The sequence below is a fragment of the Butyrivibrio sp. MC2021 genome (assembly GCF_000621605.1).
Classification (GTDB): Bacteria; Bacillota; Clostridia; order Lachnospirales; family Lachnospiraceae; genus Butyrivibrio.
In genome coordinates this window covers 246302-268077 of record NZ_JHXX01000002.1, presented here as the reverse complement: position 1 = coordinate 268077, position 21776 = coordinate 246302, and the positions used below count along the sequence as shown (strand labels likewise).

19 protein-coding genes and 1 pseudogene are annotated in these 21776 nt (G+C 44.7%); all 20 read right to left on the bottom strand.

The features are described from left to right. Positions 1 to 37 precede the first annotated feature (37 nt). Positions 38 to 790 (bottom strand): ABC transporter ATP-binding protein, encoded by a 753-nt coding sequence (locus tag T359_RS0107115; RefSeq protein ID WP_035783912.1) that lies wholly within the window; start codon positions 788 to 790, stop codon positions 38 to 40. Between the two features lie 26 nt (positions 791 to 816). Further along, a complete protein-coding gene (locus tag T359_RS19635; protein WP_051545067.1) occupies positions 817 to 1617 on the bottom strand; it encodes an ABC transporter ATP-binding protein in 801 nt (266 codons plus the stop codon). After that, positions 1608 to 2423, bottom strand: a complete 816-nt coding sequence (locus T359_RS0107105) for an ABC transporter permease (RefSeq protein WP_026516871.1) — start codon at positions 2421 to 2423, stop codon at positions 1608 to 1610. The genes T359_RS19635 and T359_RS0107105 overlap by 10 nt, the downstream gene beginning before the upstream one ends. Next, positions 2423 to 3367: an ABC transporter permease gene (locus T359_RS0107100; RefSeq protein ID WP_026516870.1), complete on the bottom strand. Its 945-nt coding sequence runs from the start codon at positions 3365 to 3367 to the stop codon at positions 2423 to 2425. Before T359_RS0107100 ends, T359_RS0107105 begins: the two co-directional genes overlap by 1 nt. A 43-nt stretch (positions 3368 to 3410) precedes the next feature. Then, a complete protein-coding gene (locus T359_RS0107095; RefSeq protein WP_026516869.1) occupies positions 3411 to 5024 on the bottom strand; it encodes an ABC transporter substrate-binding protein in 1614 nt (537 codons plus the stop codon). A gap of 154 nt (positions 5025 to 5178) precedes the next feature. After that, entirely contained in the window at positions 5179 to 5694 is a 516-nt protein-coding gene (gene nrdR / locus T359_RS19630; RefSeq protein ID WP_035783910.1) for a transcriptional regulator NrdR, read from the bottom strand. A gap of 177 nt (positions 5695 to 5871) precedes the next feature. Continuing rightward, positions 5872 to 7083, bottom strand: a complete 1212-nt coding sequence (gene ftsZ / locus T359_RS0107085) for a cell division protein FtsZ (protein WP_026516868.1) — start codon at positions 7081 to 7083, stop codon at positions 5872 to 5874. Between the two features lie 111 nt (positions 7084 to 7194). After that, complete coding sequence (locus T359_RS0107080) at positions 7195 to 7992, bottom strand: cell division protein FtsQ/DivIB (protein ID WP_051545065.1); 798 nt, start codon at positions 7990 to 7992, stop codon at positions 7195 to 7197. Position 7993: 1 nt separating this feature from the next. After that, a complete protein-coding gene (locus T359_RS0107075) occupies positions 7994 to 9142 on the bottom strand; it encodes an FtsW/RodA/SpoVE family cell cycle protein (RefSeq protein ID WP_026516866.1) in 1149 nt (382 codons plus the stop codon). Positions 9143 to 9170: 28 nt separating this feature from the next. Next, positions 9171 to 10547 carry a UDP-N-acetylmuramoyl-L-alanine--D-glutamate ligase gene (gene murD, locus T359_RS0107070; protein ID WP_026516865.1) on the bottom strand — a complete coding sequence of 459 codons (1377 nt, stop codon included), beginning with the start codon at positions 10545 to 10547 and terminating at the stop codon, positions 9171 to 9173. Positions 10548 to 10583: 36 nt separating this feature from the next. Continuing rightward, the gene (gene mraY / locus T359_RS0107065) at positions 10584 to 11549 is read right to left on the bottom strand and encodes a phospho-N-acetylmuramoyl-pentapeptide-transferase (protein ID WP_026516864.1); all 966 of its coding nucleotides are present in this window, start codon (positions 11547 to 11549) and stop codon (positions 10584 to 10586) included. 31 nt (positions 11550 to 11580) lie between these two features. Next, entirely contained in the window at positions 11581 to 13866 is a 2286-nt protein-coding gene (locus tag T359_RS19625; protein ID WP_051545062.1) for a peptidoglycan D,D-transpeptidase FtsI family protein, read from the bottom strand. 70 nt (positions 13867 to 13936) lie between these two features. Further along, positions 13937 to 14380, bottom strand: a complete 444-nt coding sequence (locus T359_RS0107055) for a hypothetical protein (RefSeq protein ID WP_026516863.1) — start codon at positions 14378 to 14380, stop codon at positions 13937 to 13939. A 37-nt stretch (positions 14381 to 14417) separates the two neighbouring features. Further along, complete coding sequence (gene rsmH / locus T359_RS0107050; protein ID WP_026516862.1) at positions 14418 to 15362, bottom strand: 16S rRNA (cytosine(1402)-N(4))-methyltransferase RsmH; 945 nt, start codon at positions 15360 to 15362, stop codon at positions 14418 to 14420. 13 nt (positions 15363 to 15375) lie between these two features. Next, a complete protein-coding gene (gene mraZ / locus T359_RS0107045; protein ID WP_026516861.1) occupies positions 15376 to 15816 on the bottom strand; it encodes a division/cell wall cluster transcriptional repressor MraZ in 441 nt (146 codons plus the stop codon). A 220-nt stretch (positions 15817 to 16036) separates the two neighbouring features. Next, the gene (gene lgt / locus T359_RS0107040) at positions 16037 to 16915 is read right to left on the bottom strand and encodes a prolipoprotein diacylglyceryl transferase (RefSeq protein ID WP_026516860.1); all 879 of its coding nucleotides are present in this window, start codon (positions 16913 to 16915) and stop codon (positions 16037 to 16039) included. A gap of 15 nt (positions 16916 to 16930) precedes the next feature. Then, positions 16931 to 18028 carry a redox-regulated ATPase YchF gene (gene ychF / locus T359_RS0107035; RefSeq protein WP_026516859.1) on the bottom strand — a complete coding sequence of 366 codons (1098 nt, stop codon included), beginning with the start codon at positions 18026 to 18028 and terminating at the stop codon, positions 16931 to 16933. A 368-nt stretch (positions 18029 to 18396) separates the two neighbouring features. Then, positions 18397 to 19098, bottom strand: a pseudogene (locus T359_RS19620) (PDDEXK nuclease domain-containing protein); the annotation flags it as partial. A 212-nt stretch (positions 19099 to 19310) separates the two neighbouring features. Continuing rightward, positions 19311 to 19748 (bottom strand): flavodoxin, encoded by a 438-nt coding sequence (locus T359_RS0107020; protein WP_026516857.1) that lies wholly within the window; start codon positions 19746 to 19748, stop codon positions 19311 to 19313. Positions 19749 to 20147: 399 nt separating this feature from the next. After that, a complete protein-coding gene (locus T359_RS0107015) occupies positions 20148 to 21683 on the bottom strand; it encodes a methyl-accepting chemotaxis protein (RefSeq protein ID WP_026516856.1) in 1536 nt (511 codons plus the stop codon). Positions 21684 to 21776 lie beyond the last annotated feature (93 nt).

Here is a 21776-nt window from a genome sequence, read left to right as displayed (position 1 = left end):
CGGAATTTAAGATTTTTTTAATGATTTTTTCAATTATTCAGGTGATTCCGGCAGCTTTCAGAAGCGCTTTGGTGTAATCCGCCTGAGGATTTCTGTACACATCTCTTGTCTTGCCATATTCCACCACTCTGCCGTTCTTCATGATAAGCACATGATCGCTCATCTGATATACAACGCGAAGGTCGTGGGATATGAAGATAATGGATATTCCCAGCTTCTTGTGGAGGTTGGTCATAAGCTCCATGATCTGGGCCTGAATGGTTACATCCAGGGCTGAAACAGGCTCGTCGGCTATAAGGACTTTGGGGCTGCGCATAAGGGCTATTCCTATGCACACCCTCTGTCTCTGGCCTCCCGACAGCTGTGATGGATATCTCTCCAGCATGCTAAGGGGAAGTTCTATGTCCTTCATGATCTCTTCGATCCTGGCCCTTCTCTCTTCCTTGGTCCACTGCCTCTCTTTGTCAACCCGAAGGGGCTCCTCCAAAAGCCAGCCGATCTTCTTGGCAGGATTCAGGGAATTGTAGGGATCCTGGAAAACCATCTGGGGTCTGTCGTACTTTTGCCAGATCTCCCCGGTGTAATCCTTGTTGATGCCCACAATGGCCCTTGCCAGGGTCGACTTGCCGCAGCCGGACTCTCCCGCTATGGCCAGCACTTCTCCCTCTTCCATGGTGACGCTGACATCATGGAGAGCCTGTATTTTTTTATCCGCTTTGGAAAAAAGCTTTCTTTTCCTGTTCTTATAAAAAACATTAAGATTGGAAATTCTAATTACTTCATCTGCCATTTTTAGTTCATCCATCTTCTCTGTTATCAGTTTCCAAGGTCAATCTTGGGGATTGCTGCGATGAGCTTCTTGGTGTAGGTATCCATGGGTCTTGAGAAAACCTGGGAGGTCTTGCCGGTCTCAACGATCCTGCCCTTCTGCATTACTATAACCCTCTCACAGAGCTGGCTCACAAGGCTGAGGTCATGGGAAATAAATATGATGGAGGTTCCCATTTCCTTATTAAGCTTCTTAAGAAGCTCCACGATCTGGGCCTGAACTGTAACGTCAAGGGCTGTGGTGGGCTCGTCCGCGATCAGTATCTGAGGATTTCCTATCATAGCGGAGGCGATCATGACTCTCTGTCTCATACCGCCGGAAAGCTCATGGGGATACATGTAATAGACATCCTCGGCATTTTCAAGGCCGACGCTCTTTAGCATCTCTATGGCCCTCTTTTTTCGCTCCTTTTTATCTATCTCAGGATGATGGATAAGAAGGGGCTCCTCTACCTGCCAGCCTATTCTTTTAACCGGATTAAGGCTGGTCATGGGCTCCTGGAAAATAATGGAGATCTCATCTCCCTGATAGCCCCTCAGGGTCTTTCTGTCGCAGGTCAGAAGGTCGTTGCCGTCGAACATGATACGTCCCGTCTTTTTTATCTGATGTCTAGATAAAAGACCTGCTATAGCCAGGGCACTCATGCTTTTGCCGGAGCCGGACTCTCCTACGATACCGACTATCTCACCCTTTCCCAGCATCAGGTCAAAGTCCTCAACAGCGGTCTCAGGAAGGGCGTGATCATGGAATTCAATATGAAGATCGGTTACATCAAGGATTATTTCCATCTTCTGATTCCCTCCCCTAAAAATGCGAATCCAAGAACCATAAGAACTATCACCGTACCGGGACAGAGCACATAGCTTGGAGTTGTGAACATGTACTGCTGGGCGTCGGAAAGCATCTTTCCAAGGCTTGCGTGAGGGGGCTGTGAGCCCACACCCAGATAGCTAAGTCCCGCCTCAGCCAGAACTGCGTTGTTAAAGCCGATAAGTATTGAAGAAGCCATAACCCCCTTCATATTTGGAAGGATATGGACAAATATCATTCTAAGGTTTGAAACGCCCTGGAGCCTTGCATGGGCGATATAATCCATGTTCTTGCAGCGAAGGACCTCAGCTCTTACAATTCTGGAAAAGCTGGGCACAAAGGCAATTCCCAGGGAAATGATGAGCTGACCCCAGCCCACACCGAATACGCTGACGATAACCAAAGCCAGAAGAATACTGGGAAAGGCAAAAAGCGCATCGATGATCCTCATGGTGATCTCATCAAACATGCCGCCGTAATAGCCTGTAACGGCGCCGATAACGGTTCCCACGCCGCAGCCGATGATAACGGTGCCTATGGCAATGAGAAGAGTCACTCTGCTTCCGTACATAACGCGACTGAAGACATCCCTTCCCATGTTGTCGGTTCCCATAATATGCTTCCAGGAGATGCCCTGGAGCTTCTCCGCAGCATTCATCTTGGTGGGTTCATAGGGCATCCAGAAACATCCCACAATGATCATAAGAAGGATGATTCCTGTGATCACAAGTCCGCACACAAGATACGGATCCTTTATTATCTTTTTAAATGAAATATCCTTCATCAGTCCTGCGCCTCAATTCTGGGATCAATAATTCTGTAAATGATATCAACAAAAAGGTTAATTACTATTACAATCGTGGCTATGCCCATGATAATGGCTTCCACCACGGGATAATCTCTGTTACTGATACTTGTAAGAAGTATCCTGCTGATTCCGGGAATACTGAAAACCTGCTCTATTACAAGGCTTCCCGCAACCATATCTGCAAGGGCCATTCCCAGGAAGGTAATGACCGGGATCATGGCATTTTTAAGAACGTGTCTGTAAAGAACGCCGTTGGTGTTGTTGCCTCTGCTGTAGGCTGTTCTGGTATAGTCCTTAGCAGCCTCATCAATAAGGCTTCCCCTAAGGAGTTTCACCGTCATGGCTGTCTTGGGTAAAGAAATGGCCACGGCAGGGAAAATAAGATAGCGGACAAAACCGCCCAAGTCGTCTTTATATGAAACAAAGCCTCCCGGTGTAAATACCCTCAGGATCATTCCAAACACAAAGGTTATAAGGATACCTGAGAAAAATGGCGGGCAGGCCATAATGATCTGATTAAATACGGTGATGATCCTGTCAAGAACACCGTTTTCATGCTTGGCTGTTGTGATTCCCAGGGGTATAGAAACAACTACTGTAAAGAAAAATGCCATAAGTCCCAGAGTAAGTGTGATGGGAATCTTGTTGGCGATCATCCCTGCCACAGGGACGCTATAACTGTAGGAGGTACCGAAATCCCCCTGTAAAAAGGCAAAGAACCATCTGCCATATCTGACAATAAGAGGGTCGTTAAGTCCCATGCGCTGTCTTGTCTGTTCCACCAGCTCAGGGGTAGCCTCCAGACCCAGAAGTCTTACCACCGGATCTCCCGGTATAACATTAAAAGCGAGGAATACGCATATGGACACCACAATTAGGGTTAAAATCATCATAAAAAACTTTTTAATGATATATCTCATACGCGTATTCCCCGCTATTAGAATTTATAGTATTGCTAAATTTTTACTGTGCAGGTCTGATCTTGGCGATGTCCTGTACATAAAGAGGATAATAGGTATATCCTGTAAATTTCTTGTTAAGTGCAACAAGCTGAGGAAGGTCCTCGATATAAACGCTGGCAGCCTCTTCTGAAAGGATTGTGAGGCACTCCTTGTAAGCAGCAGTCTTCTCAGCATCATCTGTTGAAGACTCAGCCTTGGCATAAGCAGCGTCGAATTCAGGGCTGTTGAAATTAACAAAGTTCTTGCTTGCATCGGATACATATCTTGAAAGCATAGCTGTTGCTGAAAGTGTTGATGCATCAACGCTGACTACAGTTGCCTCGAACTGTCTTCCGGTGTAAACATCGCTTACCCATGAGTTCCACTCGATCTCCTGGATGTTGGCTGTAACGCCTACAGCCTTGAGCTCCTCTGAAATAACCTGTGCAGTATCTACATGCTGAGTGTAGTTGGAAGGAACTGTGATGGTGAACTCGAAACCATCGGGATATCCTGCCTCTGCAAGAAGCTCCTTAGCCTTGTCGATATCCTGATTGTAGGTATCGTTGAGCTCAGGCATAAAGTACTTGGTAAAGCCGGGGAACATAGCGCTTCCTACTTCTTTTCCAAGACCGTCTGATACAAAGCCCATGATCTCAGCAGGGTCAATTGCATAGCAGAGAGCCTGGCGTACTCTTACATCGTCAAAAGGCTTAACAGCATTGTTGAGGTACATAGCCTGTACCGCATTGGTTGTTCCCTCATATACCTGGAACTTGTCTGAAAGCTGTGCTGCCTGAGTTGTTGTGATACGGCAGAACATATCGATGGAACCTGCCTCGAGATCCATAACAATGGCATCTGCATTGGACTCGATCTTGTAAACAACGTCCTTGATATACGCCTTCTCTCCCCAATAATCATCAAATCTTGTTACGATGATGTTCTCCTGAGGTGAGCTGGAAACATACTTGTATGGTCCTGTTCCTATAGGATTGGTTGCCGGATCTGCGTTGGATGCAGGTAAAATGGCAACTGTGAGCTGAGTTATAAAGTCAGAATCAGCTTCCTTGAGTACAACCTCCACGTGCTTGTCATCAACAATGTTAACACTGTCAACCTTAGCAAAGGTCTTAACAAGGGGCTCTTCGCCGTCCTCACCCTTAACTCGGTCTAAAGAATATTTGATATCCTCTACTGTAACATCGCTTCCGTCGTGGAACTTGACTCCATCTCTCAGTGTGAATGTGTAAACTGTGCTGTCATCTGAAATTGTGTACTCGCTGGCTACAGCAGGGTTAAGATTACCGTTCTCGTCGGGCTTAACAAGTCCTTCGAAAATATTAAATTGTACCTCTCTAGTTCCTGCCCCTGTTGATGTGTGAGGGTCAAGACCGTCAATGTCCTGAGGTATTCCTACGATAAGCTTAGAAAGATCCTCCGCGGTATCAGTGCTTGCAGGTGCATCTGTGCTTGCAGGTGCATCTGTAACTACTGTATCAGTAGTGTTCTCCTCTACCTTAGCGGAATCTCCTGCCTTGTCGCTTGAGCAGCCGCTCAATGCAATAGTCAGTGTTGTGAGCACAACCGTCAGAAGTGAGCAGCCAACCTTTCTGCCAAAACTTCTTTTGATCATGTTCAAATCTTCCTCCTCTTTCTATTCATGGCCTTTGGCAAGACCATTTACATGGTTCAATATACGGCTTTGTCAAAGAATTGTCAAGGCGAAAAAAATGCCGCATTTCGGGCATTTTTTGAATAACCCAAAGCTGCGGCATTATTTCGTCAATTTAGTTTTCCTTTTTAAGTAAAGGAGTATTCTTATCAGTTGAATCGGTTATAGTACCGTCAGCCTCCTTACGAAGCACGGACTTGAGCTCGTCCATGAAGGTGTTGACATCCTTGAATTCCCGATAAACAGAAGCAAAACGGACATAGGCTACAGGATCCAGATTCTTCATCTTGTCCATAACTATCTCACCGATGGCACGGCTTGGAATCTCCTTCTGCTCCATATTGAATACTTCCGTCTCAACGGAATCCACCAGTTTGGTGATCTGCTCGGCGCTGACAGGGCGCTTGTGGCATGCTCTGAAGACACCGGCCTCAATCTTGGCTCTGTCGTAGGGTTCGCGGACATCGCCCTTCTTTATAACAATAAGAGGAATAGTCTCAACCTTCTCGTAGGTAGTGAATCTCTTTCCACAAGAATCGCAAACTCGTCTTCTTCTGATTGATGTATTTTCATCTGCAGGTCTTGAATCGATAACTCTTGTGTCATCTTTACCACAAAATGGGCACTTCATACTATTCCCTCCATATCCTCATAAAATATATACACTTTATATAGTACGAAAACAGGTTTGTTCCACAAATTATTGTATCATGTTTTGTCGGGCTTTTCTACACAAAATATCGAACAGGCTCAAAAAAGGCAGAAGAAAAGCCCCTCACCAAAGGTGAAGGGCTCGAAATCCGCTTAATTACTTCCTCTGAAGGAAATCAGGAATCTTAAGTGACTTGGGTTCTACAGTGCTTCTGATCTCAGAAGGTCTGTTGATTGTCATTCCTGCTGCAGGTCTAGCTACCTGCTCTGCTGTTGCTCCGATAGGAGAAACTGAAGGCTGTACAGGTGTAATAGGTGTAACAACCTGCTGATTGAACTGCATTGTAGGTGCTACTACAGGCTGTACTACGGGCTGAGGTGCAGGCTTAGCTACTGCAGGCTGTGGAGCTGCATTGGCCTTGTCCTCGATACCTGTTGCGATAACAGTGATAGTACATGTATCAGTCTTGTTCTCATCATATGTGGAACCAAAGATAACGTTAACATCATCTCCGGCAAGTTCTCTTACGTAATCAGAAGCCTCCTGAGCATCTGTCAGGGAGATATCTCCTGAAATGTTGATCAGTACGTGGGTTGCGCCATTGATCTTGGTCTCAAGAAGCGGGCTCTCTACAGCCATCTTAACAGCTTCCTGTGCCTTGTCATCGCCCTTTCCGCTACCGATACCGATATGAGCGATACCCTTGTCCTTCATAACAGTCTGAACATCTGCGAAGTCCAGATTGATAATAGCGGGAACATTGATAAGATCAGTGATTCCCTGAACTGCCTGCTGAAGAACCTCATCAGCCTTCTTAAGGGCATCAGGCATTGTTGTACGTCTGTCAACTATCTGAAGAAGCTTATCATTAGGGATAACGATAAGTGTATCAACATTATTCTTAATATTCTGGATACCCATCAAAGCGTTCTGCATACGAACACGAGCCTCAAAATTGAAAGGCTTGGTTACAACACCGACTGTAAGAATACCCATATCCTTGGCAAGTTTAGCTACGACAGGAGCTGCACCGGTACCTGTTCCGCCACCCATACCGCAGGTAACGAATACCATGTCCGCACCCTTGATTGCAGCAGAAATCTCCTCTGCGCTCTCCTCAGCAGCCTTCTGACCAACCTCAGGCTTAGCTCCAGCGCCAAGTCCCTTGGTAAGCTTCTCACCGATCTGCAAAAGCTTGGGTGCCTTGCAGAGCTGAAGTGCCTGCTTATCTGTATTGATACCGATAAATTCTACACCGGTAATGTTCTCATCAACCATTCTATTAACAGCGTTATTGCCTGCGCCGCCTACCCCAACGACGATGATCTTACAAGCGAATTCCGCCTCATTTGACTTAATCTCCAGCAAAGCTACTCCTCCTTCATAAACCTCATAGACTCCTAATAGCTATGATACGATTTTTTTTTTTAATAATCAACCCATTTTTTTTTACGAAATTTTTAGTTCTTGACCGACAATTTATCTAGTTTTCTCTTCAAAAGTGATATTTGTGGTGTCTTCGTCATAATCTTTCATCTCAAGTATTCCATTTTTCCCCTCGAGGCTGGGCAATATATACTGAAGTTGTATAATTTTCTCATCAATATAATCCCTGGTGCCCAGGCTGACTTCGACGCCTCCAAAGTAGAGATAGACATCATATTCGCTGTCAAAAAATATCTTTTCCGCATGGAGATCATATTTTGATAAAAGTTTGGTAATGTCCAGAATTTCAGCAAATATGTTCTCATTTTCAACGGGCAGCTTCTCATGGATGATAACGTGGTCAAAGGAAAGTCCCAAAACCAGCGGAACGTCGTCGGAAGACTCCAGTGAGCTCTCCACCACTATTCCGTCCCTGTCGAAGTACATGTACCTTCCCAGATACTGAATGTACCCCGCAATGGCCTTTTCATATACATTTATCCTGATGGTATCGGGAGAAAGGATCTCCACGCTCATTTTCTGGATAAAGGGAACGTCCTCAATACTCTTGTCTCTGTACTTAAGGGACAGATATACGCTGTTGTGGCCAAACTGTCCATCCATCACCATTGCCATTATCTCCTCGTTGGAGTAATGGCTGTTGCCGGTGACATAGACATTGGTGACGGTATAATTGTCCGAGATATACTTAAGGGCTATAACGCCGGCCAGAAACAGTACAACCAGTATCGACAGGATGATGACAAGACTCTTTCTTCTGAGAAAAAAGTCCGCCACATCCTCAAAAAAATATTTTATATTAAATCTCTTTTTTCTACGTCTCTTTGCCATCTCAGTCCGCTCTTCCTATATTTCTGGCGACATTGAGAGCAATTCCCATCTCCGCCAGCTGCATGATAACAGCAGAACCGCCGTAGCTGATAAAGGGAAGGGTGATTCCCGTGTTGGGCAGTGTGTTGGTTACAACTGCGATATTCAGGATGACCTGAATAGAAATATGGGCCATAACGCCGATTACCAAAAGAGCGCCGAACATATCCGGAGCATTATTGGCAATAACCATAAGTCTCCAGATAAGGATAAGGAACATGAGCATAACCGCAATTGCTCCGAAAAGCCCCAGTTCCTCACAGATGATTGAGAAGATCATATCGTTCTGAGCCTCGGGAATAAAGCCCATTTTCTGCATACTCTCTCCAAGGCCCTTGCCGAATACGCCGCCGGAGCCGATGGCATAGAGAGCCTGCAATGTCTGGAAGCCCTTGCCTGAAGCATGAGCTGTGGGATCAAGCCAGGCCAGGATTCTCTCTGATCTGAAGCCCATCTCTGAGTTGGCAGAATTGGCAATGAAATAGACAAGTCCCGCCGCAAAGCCCAAAACACCCAACGCCAGAATGATATAGGGCTTATAGTTGGGAGTTGAGATAAACAGCATCAGTCCCACGATTCCGATGATGATAATACCGGAACTGAGATTCTCTGTGATCTTGTACACAAGAACAGCCATAAGAAAGGTCGGAACCAGAGCTACTGCCATGCCCTTGGGGGTCAGAAGATTCTTTTGCAGTTTGGATATGATAGTCGCTGAAAAAATGATAACCGCAATCTTGCAGATCTCTGCAGGCTGCACGGAAAATCCCGCAATAATGAGCCAACGCTTGGCACCGTTGATGACCTTGCCGAAAGGAATAAGCGCCAACAGGATTCCCAGCGCCGAAAAATAGATGATCAGCGACAGATTCTTATAAAATCTGTAGGGAAAATATGACAGAACCAGCATACCTCCAAGCCCAATAAGGGTGGGTATAAGCTGATGCCTGAAATAATAGGCTGAATCCTCAAAGTCCAGATTGGCCTCATAGGAACTGGTGGAATACAGCATAACAAGCCCAAAAGCCAAAAGAAACAGAATGATGAATATCATGCTGTAATCAATATAGGATTCTCCTCTTTCTCTTCTAAGTGCTCTTAATCTATCCAAAACTAACCCCTTACAAACCTTTTCAATTTCAATCAGAAAGTTTATTTACATACTCTTTAAATCTTTTTCCCCTGGTCTCATAGTTAGGGAACATATCCCAGCTGGCGCAGGCAGGTGAAAGAAGTACCGCATCACCGGGCTCTGCTGACTCTGTGCAGAACTGAAGCGCCTCCTCATAGGTATCCTTGAACACATAATCCGTAAAGCCGTGCTTTGAAGCGCACTCTGCGATTTTTTCTCTGGTTTGGCCGATAAGAACAAGGAGCTTGACCTTGTCTCCGAAGTTCTCGATCCACTCGTCGTATTCATTGCCCTTGTCATAGCCGCCTCCGATGAGAATGGTGGGCTTGGACATGGCCTTGATGCCCTGGATAGCCGCATCAGGGTTGGTTCCCTTGGAATCGTTGTAGTAGTCAACGCCGCCCTTGGTGGCAACGAACTCAATTCTGTGCTCAACAGCCTTGAAGCCTCTTATAACCTCCAGAACTGTGGAAAGAGGCACACCCATGGCAAGGCTCATGGCGATAGCTGCCATAACGTTCTCAACGTTGCACATTCCCACGAGATTCATGTCGTGGATGTTCATTATCTTCATGGGATTGCCGGCGGTGGCCATCACGATGTCTTCTCCCTCAAGGTAGAAGCCGTCATTGAGCTTTTCCTTTGTTGAGAAAAAGACTACTTTGGCAGGGCATCTGTTTTCGCCGAAATCCCTGGTGTATTCGTTATCATAGTTAAGGACGCAGGTGTCCTCTTTTGTCTCGTTGTGAGTGACATTCTCCTTCATCTGAGCATAACACTCCATGGTATGATGGCGGTTCAGATGATCCGGTGTCACATTGAGGATTGCAGAAACATTGGCATGGAAATTGTCCACAGCCTCCAGCTGGAAGGAACTGATCTCTCCCACTGTCACTGTGTCATCAGTCATCTCAAGGGCGCTCTCGGCAAAAGAAACACCGATATTGCCAACAACATATACCTTTCCGAAGTGAGCCTTCATGATATCCCCCACAAGAGTTGTGGTTGTGGTCTTGCCGTTGGTTCCTGTGATAGCCACAAACTTGCCCTTGGAAAAGCTGTAGGCCAGCTCAATCTCGCTCCAGATGGGGATGTTCTTTTCTTTGATCCTCATAACGGTAGGTGAATCAAGGGGCACAGCCGGTGAAGGCACTGTCAGTACCACGTCCTGAAGATCCTCGTCGGAGATAGTTCCCACGATGATCTCAGTCTTGTCTCTGTCCTCTTCATGAAGCTTGTTCACTATATCTTCCTTGGTAACCTTGGTGTTCTCTTCCAGCACCACAGGCTTTGCTCCCACCTGATTAAGGAGCCTTACTGAGCCCACGCCGGAAAGTCCCGAGCCTATTACAAGTACTTTTTTACCCTTAAGTTCTGCTTTCATTTCTCATTCCTCTGTTTCTGATAAAAATATGATTCATCAAAGTCCTGCGTAAGCCAGAAGGCAAAGCAGAATTGTAATTGTTGTAAATACATTGACAACCTTGGTCTCAGACCAGCCACCCTTCTCGAAATGGTGATGAATAGGAGCCATTCTGAAGATTCTCTTTCCTCCGGTAAGCTTGAAATATGAAACCTGAAGGATTACGGATATAACCTCAAATGCATAGATGAAGCCTACGATTACGATAAAAATAGGCATATGCATTACATAAGCGATACCTGTGACAAAGCCGCCGATGGCAAGGGATCCTGTATCTCCCATCATTACCTTGCCGGGATAAACGTTGTAAACAAGATAGCCTAAGAGGCCACCCAGCATAGCGCAGGACATAACCTCAGCTCCTGTAGCCTGATAGTGCATGGCTGCAATGGCAAAAAATCCGGCAACAACAGCGGTAACTGATGCACAAAGGCCGTCAACACCGTCTGTAAAATTGGTTCCGTTGGCGGTTCCAAGAGCAATAAAGAACAGGATTGGAATATTCCAGATACCGAAATCAAGATTGATGTCTGTAAAAGGAACCTTCATAGCCAGTGAAAGGTCTGTAAACTTCTCAACATAAAGGGCAAAGATAAGGGTTATCACGAACTGTCCCACTATCTTCTGCCAGGCTCTAAGGCCAAGATTGTGCTTTTTAACAACCTTGATATAGTCATCGATAAATCCGATGATTCCGAATCCAAAGGTAAGTATCAGCACCGGAATTACCTCTTTATGGCTGGCAGCATAGATGATTCCTATAATAAGGAAGGGCAAAAGAAAGATAACTCCGCCCATGGTGGGGGTTCCCGTCTTCTTTTTGTGGGATTCAAGCCCCTCTTCCCTTACGGTCTGTCCGAATTTAAGCTTGTGCAGGGCACTTATTATCATAGGTCCTGTCAATACAGCTACAAAAAATGATACAAATACCGGTACCAGTGTTCTTAAAAAATAATCACTCACTTCTTTTCCCTCTCATAAAACAAAATATGTATTACGGGCCATTGCCCTCAGTAGTTCCTGTGTTATCCGTGCTCTCCGGCACGCCTTCACCGAAATCAGGAAGATCATCTCCGCCTATTACCATACCGCTGTCAGGTATGATAAGAGCGCCTGTGCTGGGATCCACATAGTACCCCGTTGAAGGATCCCTGTCAAAGGTCTCCCAGATGGAGGATCGAGGTCCGTCATTAGTCTTCTCTTCTTCTGCTGCAGCCTCTTCGGTGCCTTCAGCATTCTCACCGGTGGCTTCTTCTCCCTCGGCCTGGCCTTCCTGTCCTTCCTCGCCGTTGACATCCTCCACAGTGGCGGTTGTAACCATCTGCTCACGGAGCTGCTGAAGTTCCTGCTGCTCCTTCTCTGAAAGAGTCTCTGTCATAGGATAGTTAAGATATGGAAGCGCCTCTGTAAGTACTGCCCTTACGATTCTGGTGGCGTACTTGGCGTCAGGCTGATAGGTTACGTTAGGTCTGTCTACAACCACATAGATAGCTATCTGAGGATCGTTGGCAGGGGCATATCCCATGAAGGATACAACATACTGGCCGTTCTTACGGGGAAGAGTCTGGGCTGTTCCGGTCTTGCCGCCGATCATATAGCCTGCAGGTCTTGCAGTCTTACCGGTACCCTCCGGTCCTGCCACAACCTGGTTACAATACTGGATTATTTTCTCGGAAGTGCTGGCAGATACTGTCTGTCTCAGCACTCTTGGTTCAATAGTCTTAATGGTGGAGCCGCTGCTTGAAACAATCCTTTTAACCACATGGGGCTCATAGTAGTAGCCACCGTTGATCAAAGAGCAGAAGCTGGTGATCATCTCGATCATATCAACGTTAAAGCCCTGTCCAAAGGAGTTGGTGGCAAGATCCGCCGAGGTCATATTGGAAGCACTGTAGGTAAGGCCCTCTGTTCTTGCCTCTCCGGCCAGGTCGATATTGGTCTTAAGTCCAAAGCCAAAGTCCTTCTGGAACTTGGTAAAAGTGTTGGTTCCGATGGCCTGGGCGATGTACATCATTGCCACGTTACAAGAGATCTCAATACCTCTCTCAACGGAAACATATCCGTCACCGTATACGTTATGACACTTAATGGGCCAGCCACCCACCTCAAGCTTACCGGTACAGTTGTAAACCTCGTTTCCCGTGATGGATCCGCTCTCCAGTCCCGTTGCCACGGTAAAAGGCTTGGCAACCGAACCGGGCTCGTAGGTATCCGCAATGCAGAAGTTCTTCCAAAGAGCGTTGTAATTCTGATAAAGCTGCTCGTCGGAAAAGCTCTCCAGCATCTCCTCCGTGATATAGACGCCGGAATCCATAACCGATTCGCCCTTGATCTTGTTACCCTTCTCATCCACCGCCGGCATTCCGATAAGGGATGTGGCATCTCTGGGATTGTTCAGGTCAAAATTGGGATAACTAGCCATGGCAAGCACTTCGCCGGAATGAACATCCATTATGACGCAGCCCACGTTGTTGGCTCCGTTGCCGAAGCGGGCATTGTTCTTGTAGGTATCATTGAACTCTTTTAAATGCTTCTCCACAATGGACTGGAGGTTACCGTCTATGGTTGTAACGATGTTATCTCCGTCTGTGGCGGGAATGGTGGTTCTCTCAAGGTTGGAATCCTCATCGAGATAACCGTATTCACGGCCCATGGTTCCGCTGAGGGTATCGTTGTAATACTCCTCAAGGCCGTACATACCTGAATTGTCGCTGGAGGTAAATCCAATGATGTCGCAGGCAAGCGAACCGTTGGGATATTTTCTGATATAACCGGATTCAAACCAGACGCCCTGAATATTGGCATCATAGGAATCAGATCCGGGAGTTATCATCTCCTGAAAAGCACTGATCTGATCGTAAGGAAGCTTCTTGGCAAGAACATAATACTGGGAACTGGGATGATCACTGATGTACTGCCTGATATCCCCCGCATCCAGACCAAAATGGGTTACCAGCGCCTTGATGGTGGGATCCAGATACTTTTCATCCCTAAGCAGGAGCTTGGCATCCAGAACCACATTGTAAACTTTCTCACTGTAAGCAAGAATTGTATTGTTGGCATCCAAAATCTCGCCTCTTCTGAAAGGAAGGCTCGTGGAGTCGTACTGCTGCTGTGACAGCACCTGCCTCTCATACTCCTCACCGTTATTCTTGGTAATGAGGATGAGCCTGACCCCTAATCCAACGAAAGCCACTAGTACCAATGTGAATAGTACCAGCAGCTTTTTCTTCATTCCTATAGTAAACTTCTGTTTTTTCGCAGTTCTACGTTGTTTCATTTATAACACAATACTTCCTTCCAAAAATCGCACCTATTATATTATAGTCCAATTTTGTTTCGTGACAACCTTAACCGTCGACTTCCGGAATTGGAGCAACCTGTCTTACATAATCATTGCCGCCACCATCTGAGTAAGTAATGATCTGGCCCTCTGTGGCATAAGTCATGCCGTATTCCTGAATGGCAATCCTCTTGACCTCATCCAGATCTATATTACCGTTGGCTCTGTTGTAGGCCTCATCATTCTCCTGCTTCAGTGTGTTGAGCTGACTCTCCAAAGTAGCTATGTTCTTGCTGGCGTTCTTGACCTGAGCCTGCAGAGTGATATACCATGCCAGGGCAACAACCACAAGAACCACGGCCAGAGTCATGTAAAAAAGAGTGCCAAGAGACATATGATGGCGTCTTTTCTTTATTCTTTGAGGCTCCTGAACATGGACGTGTCTTGGTCTGCGGGAAGGCTCATATTCTTTTCTTACGGTATTTCCGCGTACATAAGCTGTATTTGCCATGTTCATCCTCCTTTTCCAATGTCAGTAAAATCAAAAATTATTTATCAGATATCTTTTCGAAAACTCTGAGCTTGGCGCTCTGAGATCTCTTGTTCTGCTCAAGCTCTTCTTCGCTGGGCAGTATGGGCTTCCTGGTGATGACCTTGCCCTGGGATTTCTTGCCGCACACACATACCGGGAAGTCAGGCGGGCAGGTGCAGGGATTCTCATTTTTCCTGAAGTTGTTCTTGGTAATCCTGTCCTCCAGGGAATGGAAGGTAATAACACAGAGCCTTCCGCCGGGATTAAGGAAATCCACGAAGCCGTCCAGGGAATTCTGAAGTACATCCAGTTCTCTGTTAAGGGCTATCCTGATGGCCTGATAGGTTCTCTTGGATGGATGTCCGCCCTTCTCTCTCATCTTGGCAGGTATGGCAGCCTTGATTATGTCATTGAGCTGAAATGTTGTCTCGATAGGTGCCTTCTGTCTCTCGATGCAGATGTGTTTGGCTATGTTCTTGGCGAATTTGTCCTCACCGTAGTCTCTGATGATGTGAAAAATCTCTGTCTCTGAGTATTCATTGACGATATCCCTTGCTGTAAGGGGCTGTCTCTGGTCCATTCTCATATCAAGAGGTACATCTTCTTTATAAGTAAATCCTCTCTCAGCGTTGTCCAGCTGGTAGGATGATACTCCAAGGTCTAAAAGTATTCCGTCAACTCCGGTGACTCCGAGATTCTTGAGTCTCACCACTGCGTTCTCGTAGTTGTCACGGATAATGGTGACTCTGTCCTTAAAGGGTTCAAGTCTTGCGGTGGCTGCTGCGATGGCATCCTCGTCCTGATCTGTTCCATAGAGGTGTCCGCCCTCTGTGAGCCTCTCAGCTATGTGATAGGAATGTCCCGCCCCACCAAGGGTTCCGTCCAGGTAAATTCCGTAAGGCTTGATATTCAGATTGTCCAGGCACTCATTAAGAAGCACCGAATAATGTTTGAATTCCATTGCTCTCCTAATCTTAGATGCTCAGACCGTACTCAGACATCTTAGCTGCGATACCGTTGATATCCTCGAAGGTACTAGCCTTCTCCCACTCAGCCTTGCTCCAGATCTCGGCTCTGTTGCCGACACCGGCGATGACCGCATCCTTCTCTATACCTGCGTGCTGCAGAAGATTGGCCGGAATCAGGATTCTTCCCTGCTTGTCAACCTCAGCGTCAATGGCTCCGGCGATAAAGAAACGTCCCAGCATTCTGGCTTCCGGCTTATCCATGGGGAGGGCCTGAAGCTTCTCTTCAAACTTCTCCCAGCCATCCTGAGCGAACACAAAAAGACATCCGTCAAAGCCCTTGGTCACCACAAACTGTTCACCAAGGATCTCGCGGAATTTGGCAGGAATTATGAGTCTTCCCTTGGCGTCTATGGAATGACTGTATTCGCCTTTAAATGCTGTTCCCACTTAATTTACCACTTTTCTACCACTTTTAACCACTTTTTGACACTTTTTACCACCTAGATTCATTATAAAGGAATTTTTTTTATATAACAACCTCTTTTTCGTAGGTTATTACTGATTTTTTTGCGGATTTGGGGAATAAAAAAAGCCCGACACAAAATGTGCCAAGGCTTAATTGTTTAATACTATATATAGTTTTTAATTACAGTATTTTATAAAACTTTTATTCTTCCGGCTTAGTTTTCCGCATTCTAAGTCTCACGATCACATCAGTGACAACCGCAAATACCACCAGGCAGATGGCCAGCATCTGTGAAACAGGAAGTCCTGTAGTGTGCATGATGAGCTGATCAGTTCTCAGCCCCTCGATCCATGCTCTTCCAAGACCGTATCCTCCCAGATAAAGAAGGACGTTCTCGCCGTCGAACTTTTTATGCTTGCAATAGATAAGCATTAATATAAGAACACACAGGTTCCACAAACTCTCATAAAGGAATGTGGGACTAACCTGAACGAAGTTGGTTCCTTCTATCATATTGGCCTTCATAAGCTCTGTGATCTCATGGCTTCGGATGGCCTCCACAGGAAGTCTCATGGCCAGAAGTCCGTTGGTGTACTCACCGAAGGCCTCTCTGTTGGTGAAGTTGCCCCATCTTCCGAGGATCTGACCAAGGATCAGACCGTACATTATGGTGTCACCAAAAAGAAGGAAACTCTTCTTTTTTATCCTGGTGTAAATAAATAAGGTAAGAAATCCTGCCATAACGCCGCCGTAAATAGCCAGGCCGCCGTTTCTAAGGTACAGGATACTGATCGGATTATCCTTGTAATAATCCCAGGAGAAGAACACGTAATAAAGTCTTGCTCCTATGATAGAAAAAACAATGATATATATCGCCACATCCCAGTAATCTTCGGAATTCTGGCCTGTCACCTTCGCCATCTTGGAGATGAGAAGCAGGGCCAGGAAAAATCCAAGACCGATTATCACGCCGTACATGGCAATGGAAATACCAAAAACCTCAAAACTCTTCGGAACATTTTTCAGATAGATACCTATATTGGGAAAAGCGATATCCATCTGCCCCATTATATCCGGCATAAGCTCCTCCAATCATCAAACGTTGAATCTGAACAGGATAACATCGCCGTCCTGAACCACGTACTCTTTTCCTTCCATACGCACAAGGCCCTTCTCCTTTGCTGCCGCAATGGAGCCCTCGCGAAGAAGATCTTCATAATTGATAACCTCAGCCTTGATGAAGCCTCTCTCAAAGTCAGTGTGGATCTTGCCTGCTGCCTGAGGTGCCTTGGTTCCGATCTTGATGGTCCATGCTCTTGTCTCATCCTCTCCTGATGTAAGGAAGCTCATAAGTCCAAGAGTCTTGTAGCTGGCTGCGATGAGCTTATCAAGGCCTGACTCTGTAAGGCCAAGGCTCTCAAGGAACTCTGCCTTCTCTTCCTCATCAAGCTCAGAGATCTCAGCCTCGATCTGAGCGCTGATAACGAATACCTCGCTGCCTGACTTTGAAGCCAGCTCTCTTACAGCTGCTACATATTTATTGGAAGCGCCGTCATCTGCAAGGTCGTCATCCATAACGTTAGCCGCATAGATAACAGGCTTCCAGGTAAGGAGGTCAAGGCTGTTAACAAAGGCCTTCTCCTCAGGATCTTCTACTTCAAGCTCTCTTGCCATCTTGTTATCTTCAAGGGTAGCCTTGATTCTCTCAAGGATCTCAAGCTCTTTTGCAGCATTCTTGTCCATGCGGGCAAGCTTAGAAACCTTGGCGATTCTTCTCTCAAGAACCTCAAGATCAGCAAAAATAAGCTCCAGGTTGATGGTCTCTATATCTCTTGCAGGATCAACGGATCCGTCAACGTGAACAACGTTAGGATCATCGAAGCATCTGACAACATGCACGATAGCATCTGTCTCACGGATGTTAGCCAGGAACTGGTTTCCGAGGCCCTCACCCTTGGATGCGCCCTTAACAAGTCCTGCGATATCAACGAATTCTATTGTTGCGGGAGTAACCTTCTTTGAATTATAAAGGTCTCCTAAGAGCTTCAGTCTCTTGTCCGGCACTGCAACAACGCCCACGTTGGGGTCGATTGTAGCGAAAGGATAGTTCGCTGCCAGCGCTCCTGCGTTTGTAAGTGAATTAAAAAGTGTTGACTTACCTACGTTTGGTAAACCTACGATTCCTAGTTTCATTTTTTATGTATCTCCTTCTAAAAATGCTTTATTTAAGCCATTTGTTATCTCAGCTTATTGTACCGAGTACCACGCCGGGTACCATTTATCTATTATGACATAAAAATAGACCTGACACAGCGAATATATATTACCATGTCAGGACGGATTTGTAAAAACATGCAGTAATGGACCTAGGGAATGGACCTAGGGGACGGAGTCATAAATAATATGGGTTCTTATCTGAAAGTAAATAGTTTCAGGCTCAAAATGAGCGCAAAAAAGCAGCTACCTCGTTTGAGATAACTGCTCTACGTAAGCTTTTTATTTCAAAAAATTTGGTCTCATTTAAACGTGAGCCTTATTTCTTACATTGTCTAATCCTAAGCTCAATCAATATTTCCAAACTCTGCTTCAATTTCTTCAATCGTTGGCATACTTCCTTTAAATTCTTCTGGTATCAACTTTGATAATTCGTAACTGGATACACCAATAGGTTGGCTACTTGATTCCAACGCATATTGAGCCTCTACTTTGTCAAGATCTTTACATATCAACAAGCCAACAGTTGGATTATCTTCTTCTGACTTAATCTGGTGATTTACTGCTACAACATATGTGCCAAGCTGTCCAGCATATGAAGAATCAAACTTGCCCGTTTTCACTTCCAAAACTACATAGCAGTGTCGCTTGGTGTTGTAAAAGAGCATATCAATAAACTTCTCAGTATCACCTACTTCAATCCTGACTTCTCGACCCATATATGCAAAGCCTGTACCAAGTTCCATAAGGAACTTCTCGGCCTTGTTTATAAGCGCATCCTTAAGCTCTTTCTCATCATACTTTTCTCTCAATGTTTTCTTCACATAGAACAGTGCCTTTGCGGAATCTCCTTTACACTTATCTATGATAACTTTGTTATGCCCCCAAGGAATAAAAAATATTGCATTTTCCAAATCGTCCCCAGTCTGGGGACGATTTAATTCATTTTCAGAATCGTCCCCAAGTTGAGGACGATTTAATATTTCTGGATACATCTCATAAAAATATCTCATATATTTAAGATTTGTAGGCGAAAACGATTTAATATCTGGAAAGTATTCAGGCAATACCTATAATAGTGTTATAGGTAGTCATAAAATCTAATCTAGTTTTTTCATATATTTCACCAAACTCCTGCTTCCATATACTGATTCCTAAGTATAAAAATAAGAGTATCTCTGCAGAAGCAAGTGCACTGATATCAGTCACATTGCCTGCAGGTCTACCCTTATATAATGTCAAAATAGCAAGTCTTATATTTTCAGATCTCTGAAGCTGAATGTACGAGCTTAACATCTACTGATGCAGCCCCAGGAACATATTCTCCAAGCTTCTCAGCTGTCTTACCTATTCCGCTTCCACCAGATGTGGCAAATGCGTGTATAGTCTTGCCGGTCCAATCATAGCCTTTACAGAATGTATATACTACTCTTGGAGCCTGTCCGTACCAGATAGGAAAGCCAATATAAACAGTATCGTAATTGTCAAAGTTCTCAATCGTTCCGCTTACAGGAACATCCTTCTTGCCAATCTGCTCTTTGTTACATCTTGCAAGTGGATTGGTCCACTTGATATCTGCAGCTGTATAAGGCTGCTCTGGAACTATCTCAAAAAGATCAGCGCCAATCTTAGCCGCGAATTCCTTTGCTACCGCTGCTGTCGTGCCTTCGGCACTGAAGTAAGTTACTAGTGTTGCCATGGTTCACCTCCCGGGTCATTTATGTTTTAGGTAATATAACACATTTATGAATTTATTGCAATTAGATTGTTGACAATCATTATCTCATATAATAAGCCCCTGTATATACAGGAGCTATTTAGTATCATTGTATTATTCGCTTACCATTCTACTATCTTTAGTAAGTTCCTTTTTAAAAATCTCAAGATACTCTTTTAGATGTTCATCTTTAGGATTGATAAAAAGTGCATATGAAGCCAAACCAACCATATGATAGTCAAAAAGATTTCCACAAAAGCAAGATACGACACCACGCTATCAAAAGCATTTCCGCCGACAAGGCGCAATTTCCTCGTATTAAATAAAAAAAGACTGTGCCCTCTTTTTTAGAAGGCACAGTCTTTTGACACTCACATCTTTTTAATTATTTAGAAGACGATTAATCTCATCAACCATGTCATTGATTGCACTAGCCTGCTGTGCAACATGCTCAGTATTTGTAGCATTATTTCCAGCCATGGTACTGATAGCCACAAACTGCTCGTTCTCACTTCTGATACTCTCTGCGATATTCTGGTTAATCTCAACAGTTTTTTTGATGATTTCTGACTGGCGTTTATGTGCCTCATTCATCTCTTCAATTGCATTAACCGAATCATTCAGCATTGTAGTCATTTCACTTATGTCGCCAAATACTGTCTTAAACTGTTCATTCTGTTCAGCAAGCTTATTGGCATTTATCTCAACCTGTCCTGTAATCTCTTCTACGTTCTTCTGAACTCTTTCAATTATTGCACCAACGTCCTTAAGTGAGCTCTGCGTGTTTTCTGCAAGCTTACCAACTTCAGTTGCTACAACAGCAAATCCCTTTCCGGCATCACCCGCTCTTGCGGCCTCAATTGAAGCATTAAGAGCAAGAAGGCTTGTTGATGACGAAATTCCCTGAATAAGTTCAAGCGTTGTTCCAATTTCTTCTACTGCCTTTAGAAGTCTGTCTGCAATATCTGTTGTAACTGCCATAGAATCAGAAACTTCAGAATTTATTCCCTGAAGATCATTTAATGATTTCTCATTTTCTTTTGACTTCTTAAGAAGGTTGTCAGATGTCTTCTCAACAGTCTCAACATTTTCTTCTACAATGCTTGCGCAATCATTAAGCTCTGACAAGTTTGCCATACTCTCATCTGCTTTATTACCAAGAATATTACTGTTTTTAACAAGCTCATCACTTGTTGCTGATAGCTCTTCTGCTGAAGCGCTCTCACTTGATGAGATATCCAAAAGAGTTGTTCCTGCAGTTACCATCTTGGAAGATATTGAACGAACAGCATCCATAACACCTGTAACACGCCTGTTGTTCTCTTCAAGCTCATCCTTTTTGGCAGTAATCAAAAAGTGTGAAACAAAGAATAAGAACATTACAAGGCCGGCCAACGAAAGCACAAGGCCTACAACACACATGATTACATCTGTAATAAAGAGTTCGTCTTTTACTGGCAAAAGAGCTGTGCCTCTGACAAACCATGCAATAAACATAGAAACAATACAAATACTGCCGGTAATGGACAGTAGCTTAATATCCATAAAGAATCCGATAAGTATCAGGAAGAAACATAAAAATCCCCAGAATGTTCTGGTCGGAACCATGTAAATAATGTAGTTCCACTGAAGGATAAGAACAACTGAGCAGAAAATCTTTCCTATTTGAAGTTTTCCATCTTTTAAATATCCATCTTCATCAAATGAAGACTTAAGAATCAGCATTCCTGTAATAAAGAAACACACATCCATGATACCGAAAATTATTACTGCGATCCAAGGGATAACCTGATAAAAGCCAATTATCTTTTCTACTATGAACATTGCTGTAGCAACCATACAGGCCGATACCAGTGCAGTAATACCCCATTTAAAAACCGCAGACAGGTATACTTCAAAAGCAGATTTTTTATTCATTGATAATTACCTCCTGAGATAAATGGTTTATGTTAACTAGATTGCCACAACTATTATACTAAATTTCGCAAATTCTCATAAGTAAATATCTCT

What these genes read in the sequence shown, in the direction of transcription:
- T359_RS0107080 (WP_051545065.1), bottom strand. Translation starts at nt 7,992, where the DNA reads ATGGCAAAGAGACGTAGAAAAAAGAGATTTAATATAAAATATTTTTTT.
- T359_RS0107020 (WP_026516857.1), bottom strand. Translation starts at nt 19,748, where the DNA reads ATGGCAACACTAGTAACTTACTTCAGTGCCGAAGGCACGACAGCAGCG.
- rsmH (WP_026516862.1), bottom strand. Translation starts at nt 15,362, where the DNA reads ATGGAATTCAAACATTATTCGGTGCTTCTTAATGAGTGCCTGGACAAT.
- T359_RS19625 (WP_051545062.1), bottom strand. Translation starts at nt 13,866, where the DNA reads ATGAAACAACGTAGAACTGCGAAAAAACAGAAGTTTACTATAGGAATG.
- T359_RS0107015 (WP_026516856.1), bottom strand. Translation starts at nt 21,683, where the DNA reads ATGAATAAAAAATCTGCTTTTGAAGTATACCTGTCTGCGGTTTTTAAA.
- T359_RS0107115 (WP_035783912.1), bottom strand. Translation starts at nt 790, where the DNA reads ATGGCAGATGAAGTAATTAGAATTTCCAATCTTAATGTTTTTTATAAG.
- lgt (WP_026516860.1), bottom strand. Translation starts at nt 16,915, where the DNA reads ATGCCGGATATAATGGGGCAGATGGATATCGCTTTTCCCAATATAGGT.
- T359_RS0107095 (WP_026516869.1), bottom strand. Translation starts at nt 5,024, where the DNA reads ATGATCAAAAGAAGTTTTGGCAGAAAGGTTGGCTGCTCACTTCTGACG.
- murD (WP_026516865.1), bottom strand. Translation starts at nt 10,547, where the DNA reads ATGAAAGCAGAACTTAAGGGTAAAAAAGTACTTGTAATAGGCTCGGGA.
- nrdR (WP_035783910.1), bottom strand. Translation starts at nt 5,694, where the DNA reads ATGAAGTGCCCATTTTGTGGTAAAGATGACACAAGAGTTATCGATTCA.
- T359_RS0107105 (WP_026516871.1), bottom strand. Translation starts at nt 2,423, where the DNA reads ATGAAGGATATTTCATTTAAAAAGATAATAAAGGATCCGTATCTTGTG.
- T359_RS0107100 (WP_026516870.1), bottom strand. Translation starts at nt 3,367, where the DNA reads ATGAGATATATCATTAAAAAGTTTTTTATGATGATTTTAACCCTAATT.
- T359_RS0107055 (WP_026516863.1), bottom strand. Translation starts at nt 14,380, where the DNA reads ATGGCAAATACAGCTTATGTACGCGGAAATACCGTAAGAAAAGAATAT.
- ychF (WP_026516859.1), bottom strand. Translation starts at nt 18,028, where the DNA reads ATGAAACTAGGAATCGTAGGTTTACCAAACGTAGGTAAGTCAACACTT.
- T359_RS19635 (WP_051545067.1), bottom strand. Translation starts at nt 1,617, where the DNA reads ATGGAAATAATCCTTGATGTAACCGATCTTCATATTGAATTCCATGAT.